The organism is Streptomyces sp. 4N124 (assembly GCF_052245395.1).
Taxonomy (GTDB): domain Bacteria; phylum Actinomycetota; class Actinomycetes; order Streptomycetales; family Streptomycetaceae; genus Streptomyces.
Genome location: NZ_JBQQBS010000007.1, coordinates 18855 through 33327 on the forward strand (window position 1 = coordinate 18855; position 14473 = coordinate 33327).

The 14473-nt window shown below is 68.4% G+C and carries 13 protein-coding genes and 2 pseudogenes; 6 read left to right on the forward strand and 9 right to left on the reverse strand.

The genetic code is table 11. The annotated features are described in order from the left end of the window. Nucleotides 1–5 precede the first annotated feature (5 nt). Nucleotides 6–239, forward strand: coding sequence for a transposase (locus tag ACTWQO_RS09000; RefSeq protein ID WP_443236680.1), 234 nt, complete (start codon nucleotides 6–8; stop codon nucleotides 237–239). On the opposite strand, the pseudogene ACTWQO_RS09005 reads toward ACTWQO_RS09000, so the two are convergent. The 3 genes and pseudogenes from ACTWQO_RS09005 to ACTWQO_RS09015 form a co-directional block, all read right to left on the reverse strand. After that, a pseudogene (locus tag ACTWQO_RS09005) lies at nucleotides 196–1584 on the reverse strand (dihydrolipoyl dehydrogenase family protein). The gene ACTWQO_RS09000 and the pseudogene ACTWQO_RS09005 overlap by 44 nt on opposite strands. Before the next feature lie 96 nt (nucleotides 1585–1680). Then, nucleotides 1681–2154, reverse strand: a complete 474-nt coding sequence (locus tag ACTWQO_RS09010; RefSeq protein ID WP_443236681.1) for a VOC family protein — start codon at nucleotides 2152–2154, stop codon at nucleotides 1681–1683. 262 nt (nucleotides 2155–2416) lie between these two features. Further along, nucleotides 2417–3322, reverse strand: a complete 906-nt coding sequence (locus ACTWQO_RS09015; RefSeq protein WP_443236682.1) for an NAD(P)H-binding protein — start codon at nucleotides 3320–3322, stop codon at nucleotides 2417–2419. Nucleotides 3323–3821: 499 nt separating this feature from the next. Between ACTWQO_RS09015 and ACTWQO_RS09020 the strand changes: the two genes are divergently transcribed. Then, complete coding sequence (locus tag ACTWQO_RS09020) at nucleotides 3822–4274, forward strand: MarR family winged helix-turn-helix transcriptional regulator (RefSeq protein ID WP_443236683.1); 453 nt, start codon at nucleotides 3822–3824, stop codon at nucleotides 4272–4274. 279 nt (nucleotides 4275–4553) lie between these two features. On the opposite strand, the gene ACTWQO_RS09025 is transcribed toward ACTWQO_RS09020, so the two are convergent. Both ACTWQO_RS09025 and ACTWQO_RS09030 read right to left on the reverse strand, forming a co-directional pair. Further along, complete coding sequence (locus ACTWQO_RS09025) at nucleotides 4554–4739, reverse strand: hypothetical protein (protein ID WP_443236684.1); 186 nt, start codon at nucleotides 4737–4739, stop codon at nucleotides 4554–4556. A 152-nt stretch (nucleotides 4740–4891) separates the two neighbouring features. Further along, entirely contained in the window at nucleotides 4892–5932 is a 1041-nt protein-coding gene (locus tag ACTWQO_RS09030) for a hypothetical protein (protein ID WP_443236685.1), read from the reverse strand. Between the two features lie 137 nt (nucleotides 5933–6069). On the opposite strand from ACTWQO_RS09030, the gene ACTWQO_RS09035 reads away from it, so the two are divergent. Beyond that, nucleotides 6070–6834 carry an SDR family oxidoreductase gene (locus ACTWQO_RS09035; RefSeq protein WP_443236686.1) on the forward strand — a complete coding sequence of 255 codons (765 nt, stop codon included), beginning with the start codon at nucleotides 6070–6072 and terminating at the stop codon, nucleotides 6832–6834. Between the two features lie 364 nt (nucleotides 6835–7198). Here ACTWQO_RS09035 and ACTWQO_RS09040 read toward each other — a convergent pair whose 3' ends face one another. The 4 genes and pseudogenes from ACTWQO_RS09040 to ACTWQO_RS09055 all read right to left on the reverse strand — a co-directional run bounded on the left by ACTWQO_RS09040 (nucleotide 7199) and on the right by ACTWQO_RS09055 (nucleotide 10088). Beyond that, nucleotides 7199–7429 carry a transposase family protein gene (locus tag ACTWQO_RS09040; protein ID WP_443236687.1) on the reverse strand — a complete coding sequence of 77 codons (231 nt, stop codon included), beginning with the start codon at nucleotides 7427–7429 and terminating at the stop codon, nucleotides 7199–7201. Continuing rightward, nucleotides 7413–7835, reverse strand: a complete 423-nt coding sequence (locus ACTWQO_RS09045; RefSeq protein WP_443236688.1) for a transposase family protein — start codon at nucleotides 7833–7835, stop codon at nucleotides 7413–7415. Before ACTWQO_RS09045 ends, ACTWQO_RS09040 begins: the two co-directional genes overlap by 17 nt. Further along, nucleotides 7792–7905, reverse strand: a pseudogene (locus tag ACTWQO_RS09050) (transposase family protein); the annotation flags it as partial. The pseudogene ACTWQO_RS09050 and the gene ACTWQO_RS09045, both read right to left, overlap by 44 nt. Nucleotides 7906–8138: 233 nt before the next feature. Further along, nucleotides 8139–10088, reverse strand: coding sequence for an amino acid transporter (locus tag ACTWQO_RS09055; protein WP_443236689.1), 1950 nt, complete (start codon nucleotides 10086–10088; stop codon nucleotides 8139–8141). A gap of 506 nt (nucleotides 10089–10594) precedes the next feature. On the opposite strand from ACTWQO_RS09055, the gene kdpF reads away from it, so the two are divergent. From kdpF to kdpB, 3 genes are read left to right on the forward strand one after another with little or no spacing between them, the layout of a single operon-like run. Next, on the forward strand, nucleotides 10595–10684 hold the full coding sequence (kdpF, locus tag ACTWQO_RS09060; RefSeq protein ID WP_009326374.1) for a K(+)-transporting ATPase subunit F: 90 nt from the start codon (nucleotides 10595–10597) through the stop codon (nucleotides 10682–10684). Nucleotides 10685–10692: 8 nt separating this feature from the next. After that, nucleotides 10693–12357 carry a potassium-transporting ATPase subunit KdpA gene (gene kdpA, locus ACTWQO_RS09065; protein ID WP_443236690.1) on the forward strand — a complete coding sequence of 555 codons (1665 nt, stop codon included), beginning with the start codon at nucleotides 10693–10695 and terminating at the stop codon, nucleotides 12355–12357. Next, complete coding sequence (gene kdpB, locus ACTWQO_RS09070) at nucleotides 12354–14471, forward strand: potassium-transporting ATPase subunit KdpB (protein WP_443236691.1); 2118 nt, start codon at nucleotides 12354–12356, stop codon at nucleotides 14469–14471. The genes kdpA and kdpB overlap by 4 nt, the downstream gene beginning before the upstream one ends. Nucleotides 14472–14473: the final 2 nt, after the last annotated feature.

A 14473-nucleotide genomic window follows, 5' to 3' on the forward strand; every position in this document is an offset into this window, starting at 1 on the left:
GTCGGGTGGTACATCGGCATGAACTGTCGGATGCCGAATGGGAGTTCGTCCGGCCGCTGTTGCCCGCCGCGTTGCGGAGCAGGAAACGGCTGGACGACCGCACCGTGCTCAACGGGATCGTGTGGAAGTTCCGTACACGGACGGCTCGGACACCGCCGACCGGAGCGCGCGGCGGGCGTTTTGCCGCTTCTGCGCTCAGCCCCGGTATGTCTCGAGGAGCCGCAGCCATACCTCGCTGATCGTCGGGAAGGCCGGCACGGCGTGCCAGAGGCGTTCCAGCGGCACCTCGCTGACGACGGCGACGGTGGCGGAGTAGAGCAGCTCACCGACGCCGGCGCCGACGACCGTGCCGTGGTCCGCGTCGACGAGGATACGGGCCTTGCCTCGGTAGCCCTGGGCGTACTGGTGGGCGCCCGAGACGTGTGCAAGGTCGTAGTCGACCACTTCGATCCGCCGCCCGGACCGTTCGGCCTCGGATGTGGTCAGGCCGCCGGACGCGACCTCCGGGTCGGTGAAGACGACCTGCGGGACTGCCGCACGGTCGGCGGTGGTGGTGTGCGGGCCCCATCGGTGGGCCAGGACGGGCTCGCTCTTCGCGCGGGCCGCGATGACGGCTCCGGCGATCCTGGCCTGGTATTTGCCCTGGTGGGTGAGCAGCGCACGGCGGTTGACGTCTCCGACGGCGTAGAGCCAGCCGCCGGACACGGCCGTCACCTGGCAGGAGTCGTCGACGGCGAGCCAGTCACCCGGGGTCAGGCCGACGCTCTCCAGTCCGACGTCGGTCGTTCGCGGCCGGCGCCGGTGGCGAAGAGGATCTCGTCCACGACCAGGTCGCCGCCGTCGTCGAGGGTGACGGTCACCTCACCGTCGTCGGTGCCGTGCCGCTTCACCGCGGTGACGGTGACACCGAGGCGGATGTCGACGCCTGCTTCACTCAGGCCGTCGGTGACGAGTTCGCCCGCGAAGGGCTCCATCCGGTGGAGCAGACCGTCGCCACGCACGAGCATGGTCACCTGGGCCCCGAGTGCCTGCCAGGCCGTGGCCATCTCGACCGCCACCACACGGCCGCCCACCACCGCGAGCCTGCCGGGCACGTGCTCCGCGCTGGTCGCCTCCCGGCTGGTCCAGTGCCGCGTGGTGTCGAGCTCGGGCAGCGCGCGGTAAGCAGGACGGTGTCCCCGTCCGGGGGCACCACCGACACACGCCGGGGGCCGTCCAGGCGCGCATGGCCACGGACGAGATCGACGGAAACCGAGCCGAGCCGAGCGACCTGGTCGCCGTCGTCCCAATGGAAGGTCATCTCGTCGCGGTGGGCGAGCACTTCGGCGACGTCCAGCGGTCGGGCCGCCGCCTCGCGGAGCCCGGGACACGCCGGGCGTCGGCACGGGCCAGGACCGGCCTGAGCAGGGCCTTGCTCGGCTCACAGGCCCAGTACGAGCACTCGCCGCCGATGAGTTCGCATTCCACGATGACGGTGCTGAGCCCTGCGGCACGGGTCCGGTCGGCGACGTTCTCACCGACCGGCCCGGCGCCGATGACGACGACGTCGTAGCTCCGTGTCGTTCCGGTCGCTGTTCCACTGATCTCTGGTCCTGCTTCCTGTCGGCTCGGCTTGGCTCCGTCACGCCCCTCATGAGGTGCCTGGACGGCACCCTGTGGCGTCGGTGGTGAGAGCAGAGGTCAGCGGCCGGGAGCTCGCTGCGTGATCTCCTGGAGCACCCAGCCGTTGCCGTCCGGGTCGCTGAAGGTGGCATAGGAGCCGTAGCTGGCGCGCTCGGGGTGCGGCCCGGCGAGCCGCTCCTGCCCCTGACCCTTGTGGACGACCTCTCCGGCGTCGTGTCCGTGGAAGAAGACGCCCTTGCCGTCGTGGAAGACCTCGCTCACCTCGACACCGCGGTCGACGAGCTGCGCACGGGCCTGCTCGATGTCGGTGACGATGAGGTACAGCCCCTGGGCCGATCCGGGCGGGGCCGTGGTCAGGCCCTCGCCGAAGATGATCGAGGCCTCGGAACCGGGCGGCGTGAGGTGAACGACCTTGAAGTCGTCGGTGACATCCTTGGCGAGGTCGAGCCGGAATCCCGCCTTCTCGTAGAAGGCCCTGGCGCGGTCGAGGTCCGAGACGGGCAGGACGAAGAGTTCGAGTTTCATGTCCATGTCTGTGTTCACCTTCGTTGTCCGAGTCCCGTACCTCTTACGGGACTTGTCGTGGGAGGAAAGGCCTGGAACCAGTTCTCCGCTCGTTCAGCGGGTCCGGTGCGGCGGCGGGCATAGCGGCCACGAGAGTGTCGGGGCTGTCGGCGCGGAAGGGGCTTGTGGCGCAGCCGTGAGCACCACGGACAGCGGCTGCATGCTCGGCGACACGCACCGCGCTGTCCCGCGCCTTGTCCGATGAGCGGCGATCCGCCTGCGCTCTCCATCAGCCCAGGTAGAAGTCCTTGCGTGCCGCCACGAACTCTTCGATCGTCCGGGCGGGGCGCCCGGTCAGGCGCTCGACATCGCCGGAAGCCCGGTCGTAGCGGTTCTGCTGGTGCAGGCGGCACATGGTGATGATGTGCTGCTCGATGTGCGGCGGCAGGCCGATCGTCGAGAGCACCTCTTTGCGCCACGTCTCGAGCGGCACGTCCATGTACGACACCGGCCGGTCCAGCGCCTTCGCGAACGCGTCGGCCATCTCCGTCATGTCGACCGTGCGCGGCCCGGTCAGCTCGTAGACGCGTCCGACGTGAGGGCCCGGGTCGCGCAGCACGGCCGCCACCGCCCGAGCCACGTCGTCCGCGGCGATCGGTGAGGTGCGCCCCGCTCCGAACGGCAGAACGATGGTGCCGTTCTCCTGGATCGTCCGTGCCGGGAGCGTGGTGAACAGCGGGTTGTCCAGGAACGACGTAGGCCGGATGTGTACGACCGGCAGGCCGGTCCAGTTCAGCACCTGCTCTGCCAGCCAGTGCAGCCGCTGCTGGTGCGACTCGGCGGTGCTGGTGGCGGTCATCTGCGACACCGTCATCTGCGACATGCCGATGAGCGCGTCCAGCTGGCCGTACTCGCGCGCGACACTTGCCGCGACGGTCGCCGCCAGCAGGTGGTCGGGCGACACCGGCATGGCGAAGTACATGCTCCGGGCGCCATCCATGGCGGCCGCTACGGTCTCGGGCCGCGTAAGGTCACCGAGGACGACCTCCGCGCCGAGGGCACGCAGCCGCGTGGCACGGCCGTCGTCCCGGCGGACCATGACGCGCACGGGCACGTCCTGCGCCCGCAGCTTCTCCAGGACAGCACTGCCCACACCGCCCGCGCCCGTGATCAGGACGAGGTTGCCGACAGTCATCAGCGGGTCACCTTCTTCGTGGTGGACAAGATCGTGCGTATGGGTGCCGCGCGTGCTGGGCGGCGCGCGCCCGTTCGGCGGGGTGCCGGCGCACGGGCTGTATGTGGTGCACGTGCTGGGCGAGAGAGCGCGACGCGTAAGCGGTGCCACCCGTCGACACATTAGGAGCATATGCTCCTAATGCTGTGAGTGCAAACCGTTCCCGCCGGCTCCGGGTCACCTGCCTCCCGGGGTGCGCGAGGTGTGCCGACCCGCTCGTCCTGCGCAACGTCTGTGCCGGTGAGGCAACGTCGCGACAGTTGATTCCCGCGCCCACGTCTGCCCGGCTGCAACACCCGGCAACTGCGGCGCCCATCGAGCCTACGCCCCGGCTGGCGCAACGTCGCGCCCGAGTGGGGGAATGCCCGCCGTGCGTCGCGCGTCGGCACTAGCGGCGGTGCGACAGGTGGCACGACGACAGTTAGGCGCATATACTCGTACATGGATTCGGGAGGAGATCATGACTCGCACTGCGGCGGACGGCGTCGGCTCGTGCAACAACCTGGCCCTGCGCAAAGCGGCCCGCTATCTGAGTGCCACCTACGACAAGGCCCTCGCCCCGACGGGCCTGCGCGCCACGCAGTTCAGCATCCTGCAGCACCTGAGTCAGCACGACGAGATAACGATCACGAGCCTGGCCGAGACGATCGCCATGGATCGCACCACGCTGGCCACCAACCTCAAACCGCTCGCACGCGAAGGCCTCGTCACGGTCGAGCCCTCAGCCACCGATCGCCGGGCTCGCATGGTCACCATCACCCCGGATGGCCTCGCCCGCCTGCAGGCGGCCCTCCCTCACTGGCGCACCGCGCAGGCCCAGTTCGAAGACAGCTTCGGCAGCGAGAAGGCCGCCCAGCTCCGCGCCGCACTCGAGGACGTCCTCACCACCGGGTTCCACCCCTGGGCCGAGTAGGCGGCTCCGAAGGGCCTGAGCCGGAATCGATCGCTGGTTTCGCCCAGTGCGGTCACCTTGGCGGCGATCTCCGCACCGGCATCCACGGATGCGCCGGCCGCGCAGAGTCCCATTCCGGCTGCGCGGCCAACCGCGGTGATCGTTCATGCCCAGAGCGCCAACAGCCGCGTGACCGCACTAGAAGACGTGGAGGAAGCATTCGATCGTGACCGCACCGGCGGCTGCGAGTGATGTCAGAGGGACGAGGATCTTCCGGTACTTCATATCGTCTCCCTCACCTCACAGGCCGCCCATGCGGATGAGCCACCAATCCGGGTTGTAGGCGCCACTCGCTGAGTCGTTCGGCGTTGCCGGCCGCTCTTCCACCATGTCCTCCGGCCGAACGCGGTCCGGCAGCTTGGAGAACCGCGGACTCGGCTGCCGCTGTGCCGATTCGGCGCATGTGTCTTCGTTTTCGTGATGCACGCCAGCCTCTCCTCCTCGCGGCGTTCGCGCCGCACTCGATGGCACCCGCCCCGTCTGCGACGGAACGGAAGTGGACCTTGCCCCGGTCGCTTCGCACGGCCGCGAGGTCCCGCCCGGCGGAGCGGCAGGCGCGGGGCTCGTGGCGCTGAGGGTCACGCGACGGCTACTCGACGAGGCTTCAGTCGGGGGCGCAGGCTCAACAGCAACCCGGCGGCGGCGGCCCACAGGGCCAGGGTGATGACCGGGCCGACCAGGTGCGAGCCGTCGTAGTAGCTGAGATCGGCGATGCCCCGCACGGCAGCTCCCGGCGGCAGCAGAGCGGAGACTGCGTGGGCCCACCCAGGCAGCAGGTCGGCTCCGATGACCGCACCGCTCGTGGCGTTGCCGACGGTCAGCAGCACCAGAGTGGTGATCGGTAGCCCGACCGGGCCCAGGAAGGCGCCCAGGAGCTTGGTCGTGAACGCCGTCGCAGCGGCCAGCAGGGTCAGGACGAGAACCAGCGGCACCAGCGGGGCCGGGACGGCGCCCAGGACGGGCCCCACGACGATCGCCCCGACGGTGCCGATCGCGGCCGAGGCTCCGATGAGCAGGAAGAACCGGTGACGCAGGCGCATGATGCCGGCCAGCCCCAGGACGTTCGAGCCCAGAACGAAGCCGGCCAGGCTCACACCGAAGGCCACATAGAAGCCGGCCAGGCCCCGGGCGTCGTGCTCGGCCAGCGGGACGACGTCCGTGGTGGTCACGTCCGCGCCGGTCCCACGGGCGTATGCCTCGACGAGGTGACTCACGGCCGACGTGGTGGACGTACCGGCGGCTCCGGCGATCTCCAGATTCAGGTGCCCGGGACCTGCCGTGCCGAGCGCCGCCACGACGTCGTGTCGCAGGAGCGCATGGCGTGCCGCCTCGGCGTCCGCCGCGGGGTGGACCTCGACCGCGTCCCCCAGGGCCTGCTGTATCTCGCCCGGCAGGCTGGGCCCGGTGACGGCGACAGGCACCTGGTGGGGCTGCGGGTCCCGCTGGAGACCGACGTAGCACGCGATGAAGGCGGCCACGACGATGAGGGAGATCAGCGTTGGCTGGAGCCACGCCTTCACCGGCGGCCGGCGAGTGCCCCGGCCCGGCTCGTCAGTTTGCTCTGCCGCCGCGGGGAGCGCACGCTCGAGCTCGGCGGCCGGTCCGATGGAGATAGTCATGGCACAACCTTTTGACGGGAATCGCGGGATCGGGGTGCACCCCACTTGCAATACGAGCATATGCTCCTATCTTGGAAAGGGCAAGGCCTCCCACCTCGCAGACGGCAGCAGCGAGGGAAAGAACGGAGTCACCGCACATGACACCAGGAGAGATCACCATGCGTATCGCCATCGTCGGAGCGACTGGCAACATCGGCGCGCGCACCGCCGCCGCCGTGGAACGGGCAGGACACGAAGCCGTGCGCATCAGCCGCTCACTCGGCGTGGACCTGATCAACGGAGACGGCCTCGACGCCGCCCTGACCGGCGTGGACGCCGTAGTGGACGCCATGAGCCACGAGGCAACCGACCGGGACGCCGCAGTGGCGTACTTCGGCACAGCCACCCGGAACCTCCTCGCCGCCGGGGAGCGAGCCGGTGTCCGTCACCACGTACTGCTCTCGATCGTCGGCATCGACCGTGTCGAGGGCAACGCGCACTACGCCGGAAAGCGTGAGCAGGAGCACCTCGTGAGCGAGGGCCCGGTGCCGTGGACCATCGTTCCCTTCACGCAGTTCCACGATTTCGGCGCGACCGTGGCGAGCTGGACCGAACAGGACGGGGTCGCCCCGATCCCTCCACTGCTCGTACAGCCGATTGCCCCTGCGGACGTGGCCGACATCCTCGCCGAGATCGCTACGGGCCCGCCCCAGGGGCGCCACCGTGATGTCGCCGGCCCGGAAACGCAGGACCTGGTGGACATGGCCAGACGAACCAACGACGCACGCGGACACGCTGTCAAGCTTGTGCCCACCTGGTCGTCACTGCTGGGACCGGAGATGGCCGGCGACGTCCTCCTGCCCGGCGAGAACGCCCGTATCGCGCCGACCACCTTCGACGCATGGCTGGTGGATCCGCAATAGGCTCACCTGATCCCGGCCCTCCATCCGGACCTGCCGGACTGGGCACCCGGACTCGGTCGGCATGACACTTCGCGCTGACGGACGTCGTGGGATGAGTTGGTCATCTGGCTGTGGTCTGCTCAGCCACGCACTCAGGCCGGAACCGGCAGCGGCATCTGGTCCCAGGTTCGGCCTTGCAGCTGCGGCCACCGGCGTTGGGTGTGCGGCCGCCTCACTGTTTGAAGACAACTCCTGACGACCTCATGCATGGTTGGCCGTGGCACGTCGAGGTCTGCGGTGCTGACGGTGTTCACGCTCGACGGCCGTGGGAGGGTGGCGGTCTGCTGGTGTGAGAGCAGTCCGGCGATGGCCTGGACGATCTCGCTCATGTGCTCACGACGGCCAAGGTGGCGGGCAAGGCCCTCCAGTTCTTCAGGTGCGCAATTCCGTGCTCGACGCGGATACGTCGTGAGGAGTGCGCCTTGCGCTGCTGTTCGTGCCGCTCTTCGCACCAGGCGGGAGCGTTCTTCTTGAACTTGCGATGTGGCGGTGTCACCACCCGTCCGCCGGTCTGCGCGCCCATGCCCTGATAGCCGGCATCAGCGAGGATCTCCATGAACGGACCGTCGAGGCAGGAGCTTGTCCAGTCCGAGCTGTCGGGCCTGCGTGATGTCCGCGCAACTGCCCGGCCGCACAGGGCTGCAGAACAACACTCGGCCCTCGGCGTCCGTGAGGACCATGGACTTCACGGCGTTCTTTTTGGCCTTGCCGGAGACGAACTTGTCCCGGTCCTTGCGGCCCGCGGCTGGGCGACGCACACGGATCTCTGTGCCGTCGATGATCCCGGTCCCGACCGTCGGCGCCCAGGTGCTCGACGACCTCGATGAGGGTGCGCAGCCGGATGCCCGGTGCGACGGTGCAGCCTCGTTGCGCCAGCAGCGGCCGCACTTCGCAGATGGCGCCTGTGATGGTGGAGCGGTCGACGCCGAACCGGCAGGCCAGCACGTCATGAGTGGTGCCATGGCGCAGATTCACCAGTGTGGCCGGCAGTCCGTCGACGAAGACGAACTTGTGCCTCGCACCGGCTCCCACAGCCCGCTGCCGCGGCCGGGTCGTGAGCCGATCCTGATGCTGCTCATGCCACAACGGCCTACCTCGGCGATGAGTTCAGCGATCACATCCGGCGACAGCCCGGTGACCCGGTACTCCGCCACGATCAATTCACGCGCCCCAGCCCCCACCATGATCAGTGCAAGGAGCCGCCTGGGCGCCGGGCCACGGCCAACCATGCACGAGGTCGTCAGCCGCGTACCGGACGCCCCCGCTCAGCCTGTGTGCACGCGCGGTCGGCGGGCGCGGTCCGGTTCTGCCTCGCGCAGGACCTCGCGGGTGACCGGGGCGACCTCGCCCTGACCGAAGAGGAAGAAGCGGAGGAAGTTGGCGAAGGGGTTGCCCTCGGTCCACTCGAAGTAGATGTGCGGGATGCAGCCGGTGGTGTCACGGACGTGGAGGAGCAGCGCGGCCAGGGCGTTGGAGACGGACGAGGACTCCAGGGACAGGACGCGATAGCGGTGGTGCATGACCTCGCCGCGCACCGTCAGGCCGGACTCGAACTCGGACGGGTCGGTGACCGTGACCTCGACGAAGACGAAGTCCTCCTGCTCGGGGACGTCGTTGTCCTGCCGGATCTGCTCGATCTTGTCCCGGTACTCGGCGATGTCGCGTGCGTCGGGCTCGTTGGCGATGAAGCGGATCTTGCGGCTGGCGATGTCGCGGACGAATCGTTCCGCCATGTCGTCCATCGTCACGCTGGTCACGCGGAGTTCGAAGGCGCGGGCCAGCCGGGAGGCCAGGGAGAGGATGATGATGCCCGCGATGAAGCAGGCACCGATCTTCACGCCGTCCGGGCGCTCGATGACATTCACGACGGTCGTGTAGAGGAACACCGCCGAGATGACCGCGAAGCCGATGGTCCAGTTCCGCTGTCCGGCCTTGCGAGCCGCGATCGTCACGGCGATGGCGGCGGAGCTGATCAGCACCAGTACACCAGTGGCGTAGGCGCCGCCCTGCGCGTCGACGTCGGCGTCGAAGATCCAGGTCACCAGGAAGCCGACCAGGGTGAAGACGATGACCATCGGGCGCACCGCGCGGGCCCAGTGCGGGGCCATGCCGTAGCGGGGGAGATAGCGGGGCATCAGGTTGAGCAGGCCGGCCATGGCGGAGGCGCCGGCGAACCAGAGGATGGCGATGGTCGAGACGTCGTAGACCGTGCCGAAGGCGCCGCCGAGGTAGTCGTGCGCGAGGAACGCGAGGGCGCGGCCGTTGGCCGGGCCACCCTCCTCGAAGTCCTTCTCGGGGATCAGGAGGGTCGTGATGAAGCTGGTGCAGATCAGGAAGCAGCTCATGATCAGAGCGGCCGCGGTGAGCAGCTTCTTGGTGCCCCGGATCCGGCCCTTCGGGTCCTCCTCGGTCTCTCCCGGGTCGCCTTTGACATGAGGCATCACGGCGACGCCGGTCTCGAAGCCGGAGAGGCCGAGGGCGAGCTTCGGGAAGACGATCAGGGCCATGCCGATCATGACGAAGACGTTGCCGTGCTCGGCGGTCAGGGCGCTCGACCAGTCGGTGACGACGTGTCCTTCGGTGATGATGTGCCACAGGCCGACGATCACCACGACGACGTTCAGCGCGAGGTAGAGCCCTACCAGGGCGACGGCGACGCCGATCGCCTCCAGGAAGCCCTTGAGGAACACCGCGCCGAGCAGGGCGACGAGCACGAGGGTGATCAGCATCTGCTGGTCGTGCAGTGCGCTGTGCAGATGGGGGTTCTCCACCAGGTGGGTGGAGGCGTCCGCGGCGGAGAGTGTGATGGTGATCAGGAAGTCGGTGGCGGCGAAGCCGAGGAGGGTCAGGACGAAGAGCTTGCCCTTCCAGAAGGTGAGCAGCCGCTCCAGCATCGCGATCGAGCCCTGCCCGTGCGGGCTCTCCTCCGCCACCCTGCGGTAGACCGGCAGCGCGCCCGCCAGGGTGACGATCACGAGGATGATGGTCGCGATGGGTGAGAGCAGGCCGGCCGCGAGGGCCGCGATGCCTGGCTGGTAGCCGAGGGTCGAGAAGTAGTCGACACCCGTCAGGCACATCACTCGGAACCAGTGCTGGCCCTCTTCCGGCTTCGGCTCGGCGTGCGGTGCGTGCTGGGCGCCGCCCTTGCCCATGTCGGACAGGCCCTCCAGCATCCAGGCCCGCAGGCGACTGGGCGGCTGTTCCGTGGTGGCCATCGGCGTGCTCCTGATGTGCTGCTCAGCGTGCGATTCCGGCCATCACGCGGACGGCCGCACCAGCGTAAGCAGAGAGTGACGCCCGGGCCCACGGATGAGGGGGCTGGGGGCGTCAAGCTTGCGTTAAGACTGGCCGGGTCAGCGGGGGCAGCACATCAAGAAGTGGACTACAGGAGCCCGGTCGCTGCGCTTGCGCTGCATGGGGGATGCGGGGCTCGGTGGCGGCGGCACGGATACCCAGCGTCATCTCGGAAGGGTCTTCTGAGACCCGCGCCATACGCGCCGTCAGAGTTCCGTCAAGGCAGCCCAGCGCCCCGTTAGGGACCCGTCAATGGCGGTCGTCTCCGCCCGCACGGGCGGTTTCCTCTAATCGTCCCTGTCCCACCGAGTCCCTGTCCCACCGAACCTCAACTCCAGGAGCTCACGATGGCCGATCTGGCCTTCGTCGTCACCACGATCGCGGTCTTCGCGCTGGTGGCTCTCGCCGCCAAGGGGGTGACGAAGCTGTGACCGCCGAGAACGTCGTCGGTCTGGTCGTGGCCGTCGCCCTGCTGGGCTATCTCGTCCTCGCCCTGATCTTTCCGGAGAGGTTCTGAGAACAGATATGGGTCCCGTACTCGCAGGCATCCTCCAGTTGCTCGCCCTGACAGCGGCGCTGGCGCTCGCCTACATCCCCCTCGGCAATTACATGGCCAAGGTCTACTCCTCCGACAGGCACTGGCGGGTCGAGAAGTGGATCTACAAGGGGATCGGAGCCAACCCCGACACGGAGATGCGCTGGCCCGCGTATCTGCGTGGGGTGCTGGCCTTCTCCGTGATCGGCGTCCTCTTCCTGTACGCCCTCCAGCGCCTCCAGGGTGTCCTGCCCGGCTCGCTCGGGTTCGCCTCGATCGATCCGGACCAAGCGTTCAACACCGCCGTGTCCTTCGTGACCAACACCAACTGGCAGTCGTACTACGGCGAGCAGGCCATGGGCCATGTCGTGCAGACCGCCGGTCTGGCCGTGCAGAACTTCGTGTCGGCCGCGGTCGGTATGGCCGTGGCGGTGGCGCTCGTACGCGGGTTCGCGCGCTCCCGTACCGGTGAACTCGGTAATTTCTGGGCCGACTTGGTGCGTGGTGTCGTACGCATCCTGCTGCCGTTGGCGGCCGTCGCCGCGGTGGTGCTGGTCGCGTGCGGTGTCATCCAGAACTTCTCCGGGATCCACGAGGTCGGTCAGTTCATGGGCGGCCAGCAGCAGTGGAACGGCGGCGCGGTCGCTTCGCAGGAGGCCATCAAGGAGCTGGGTACCAATGGTGGCGGCTACTTCAACGCCAACAGTGCCCACCCGTTCGAGAACCCCACCCCCTTCTCGAACCTCTTCGAGATCTTCCTGCTCCTGGTCATCCCGTTCTCCCTGCCCCGGACCTTCGGTGTCATGGTCGGCTCGGTCAAGCAGGGTTACGCGATCCTCGCCACGATGGCGACCATCTGGGTCGGTTTCGTCGCCCTGATGATGTGGACCGAGTTCGCCCACCACGGCACGGCGTTCGAGCTCGCGCACGGGGCGATGGAGGGCAAGGAGAACCGCTTCGGCGTCGGCGCCTCGTCGATCTTCGCGGTGTCGACGACGCTCACCTCGACCGGCGCGGTGGACTCCTTCCACTCCTCGTTCACCGGTCTCGGCGGCGGCATCACCATGCTCGGCATGATGCTGGGCGAGATCGCGCCCGGTGGTACCGGCTCCGGCCTCTACGGCATGCTGATCATGGCGGTCATCGCGGTGTTCATCGCCGGTCTGATGGTCGGCCGTACGCCCGAGTACCTGGGCAAGAAGATCGGTACCCGCGAGATCAAGCTGGCGGCCTGCTACATCCTCATCACCCCGGCGCTGGTGCTCGTCTTCACCGCCTTCGCGATGGCGCTGCCGACCCCGGCGAACTCCATGACCAACAGCGGGGCGCATGGATTCTCCGAGATCCTGTACGCCTACACGTCCGCCTCGAACAACAACGGCTCGGCGTTCGCCGGTCTGAACGCGGACACGCAGTGGTTCAACAGCACGCTCGGTCTGGCGATGCTGCTCGGCCGCTTCCTGCCGATGGTGTTCGTGCTGGCGCTGGCCAGTTCGCTCGCCGAGCAGAAGCCGGTGCCGGTCACCGCGGGCACGCTGCGCACCGAGAAGCCGCTGTTCACCGGCCTGTTGGTGGGCGCGATCCTGATCATCACCGGTCTGACCTACTTCCCGGCCCTCGCGCTGGGCCCGCTGGCCGAGGGGTTGGCGGCATGACCACCGACGTAACGAATCACGAGGACTCCATGTCCACTCCCACCCTTGCGCCCCATCAGGACGCGCCGACCGGGCACAAGGCTCCCGAGGGACGCGTCGGCGCGGGCCTGTTCGACCCCGGCCAGCTGCTGAAGTCGCTGCCGGACGCCTTCCGCAAGCTCGACCCACGGGTGATGATCAAGTCGCCCGTGATGTTCGTGGTCCTCGTCGGCTCGGTGCTGACAACGGCCTTCTCGTTCACGGACCCGAGTGACTGGTTCGGCTGGGCGATCAGCGCCTGGATGTGGCTGACGGTGATCTTCGCGAACCTGGCGGAGGCCGTCGCCGAGGGCCGTGGCAAGGCGCAGGCGGACACCCTGCGCAAGGCCAAGACCGACACGGTGGCCCGCAGGGTCGACGGCACCGTGGTCGCCGGCACCGAACTGCGGATCGGCGACCTGGTCGTCTGCGAGGCGGGCGACATCATCCCCGGCGACGGAGACGTGGTCGAGGGCGTGGCCAGCGTCGACGAGTCGGCGATCACCGGCGAGTCGGCTCCGGTCATCCGTGAGTCCGGCGGCGACCGAAGCGCCGTCACCGGCGGTACGAAGGTGCTCTCCGACCGCATCGTCATCAAGATCACGACGAAGCCGGGCGAGACCTTCATCGACCGGATGATCAACCTGGTCGAGGGCGCCGCGCGCCAGAAGACCCCGAACGAGATCGCGCTGAACATCCTGCTCGCGTCTCTGACGATCGTCTTCCTGCTCGCGGTGGCCACGCTGCCGCCGTTCGCCGACTACGCGGGCACCCATCTGACGCTGGTCGTCCTGGTGGCCCTACTGGTCTGTCTGATCCCGACCACCATCGGTGCCCTGCTCTCGGCGATCGGGATCGCGGGAATGGACCGGCTGGTGCAGCGCAATGTCCTCGCCATGTCCGGCAGGGCAGTTGAGGCCGCCGGTGACGTCTCCACGCTGCTGCTCGACAAGACCGGCACCATCACGCTCGGCAACCGTCAGGCCGCCGAGTTCGTGCCGGTGAGCGGCACCACCGAGGCCGAACTCGCCGACGCCGCCCAGTTGTCCTCGCTGGCCGACGAGACGCCCGAGGGCCGCTCCATCGTCGTACTGGCGAAGGAGAAGTACGGACTGCGGGAGCGGCACCAGGGCGAGCTGGCGCAGGCCGAGTGGATCGCCTTCACCGCCCAGACCCGGATGTCGGGTGTGGACGTCGACGGGCGCAAGGTCCGCAAGGGGGCGGCCGGTTCGGTCATCACCTGGGTCAGGGAACAGGGCGGCCGGGTCGCGGACGACGCGGACGTGCTCGCCAACAGGATCTCCGAGGCCGGCGGTACGCCGCTGCTGGTCGCCGTGGAGGACTCGCAGGGCGCCCGGATCCTGGGCGTCATCCACCTCAAGGACGTCGTCAAGGACGGTATGCGGGAGCGGTTCGACGAGTTGCGCCGCATGGGCATCAAGACCGTCATGATCACGGGCGACAACCCGCTGACCGCCAAGGCCATCGCCGAGGAGGCGGGCGTCGACGACTTCCTCGCGGAGGCCACGCCCGAGGACAAGATGGCGCTGATCAAGCGGGAGCAGGCCGGCGGCAAGCTGGTCGCGATGACCGGCGACGGTACGAACGACGCGCCCGCCCTCGCGCAGGCGGACGTCGGCGTGGCGATGAACACGGGTACGTCGGCCGCCAAGGAGGCCGGCAACATGGTCGACCTCGACTCCAATCCGACGAAGCTCATCGAGATCGTCGAGATCGGCAAGCAACTCCTCATCACCCGGGGCGCGTTGACCACGTTCTCCATCGCCAACGACGTCGCGAAGTACTTCGCGATCATCCCGGCGCTGTTCGCGGCGGTCTACCCGGGCCTGGACAAACTCAACATCATGAACCTGTCCTCGCCGGACTCCGCGATCCTCTCCGCGGTCGTCTTCAACGCCCTGATCATCATCGTGCTGGTCCCGCTCGCCCTGCGCGGTGTGCAGTACCGGCCGATGAGCGCGGACCGCATGCTGCGGCGGAACCTGGGGATCTACGGCCTCGGCGGCCTGATCGCCCCCTTCATCGGGATCAAGATCATCGACATGCTCATCTCCCTCATCCCCGGAATCGGCTGATC

Bases quoted from the DNA above. Each gene is read 5' to 3' on its own strand.
- ACTWQO_RS09010 (WP_443236681.1), bottom strand. From the start codon at position 2,154: ATGGACATGAAACTCGAACTCTTCGTCCTGCCCGTCTCGGACCTCGAC.
- ACTWQO_RS09015 (WP_443236682.1), bottom strand. From the start codon at position 3,322: ATGACTGTCGGCAACCTCGTCCTGATCACGGGCGCGGGCGGTGTGGGC.
- ACTWQO_RS09020 (WP_443236683.1), top strand. From the start codon at position 3,822: ATGACTCGCACTGCGGCGGACGGCGTCGGCTCGTGCAACAACCTGGCC.
- ACTWQO_RS09030 (WP_443236685.1), bottom strand. From the start codon at position 5,932: ATGACTATCTCCATCGGACCGGCCGCCGAGCTCGAGCGTGCGCTCCCC.
- ACTWQO_RS09035 (WP_443236686.1), top strand. From the start codon at position 6,070: ATGACACCAGGAGAGATCACCATGCGTATCGCCATCGTCGGAGCGACT.
- ACTWQO_RS09040 (WP_443236687.1), bottom strand. From the start codon at position 7,429: ATGGAGATCCTCGCTGATGCCGGCTATCAGGGCATGGGCGCGCAGACC.
- ACTWQO_RS09045 (WP_443236688.1), bottom strand. From the start codon at position 7,835: ATGGCACCACTCATGACGTGCTGGCCTGCCGGTTCGGCGTCGACCGCT.
- ACTWQO_RS09055 (WP_443236689.1), bottom strand. From the start codon at position 10,088: ATGGCCACCACGGAACAGCCGCCCAGTCGCCTGCGGGCCTGGATGCTG.
- kdpA (WP_443236690.1), top strand. From the start codon at position 10,693: ATGGGTCCCGTACTCGCAGGCATCCTCCAGTTGCTCGCCCTGACAGCG.
- kdpB (WP_443236691.1), top strand. From the start codon at position 12,354: ATGACCACCGACGTAACGAATCACGAGGACTCCATGTCCACTCCCACC.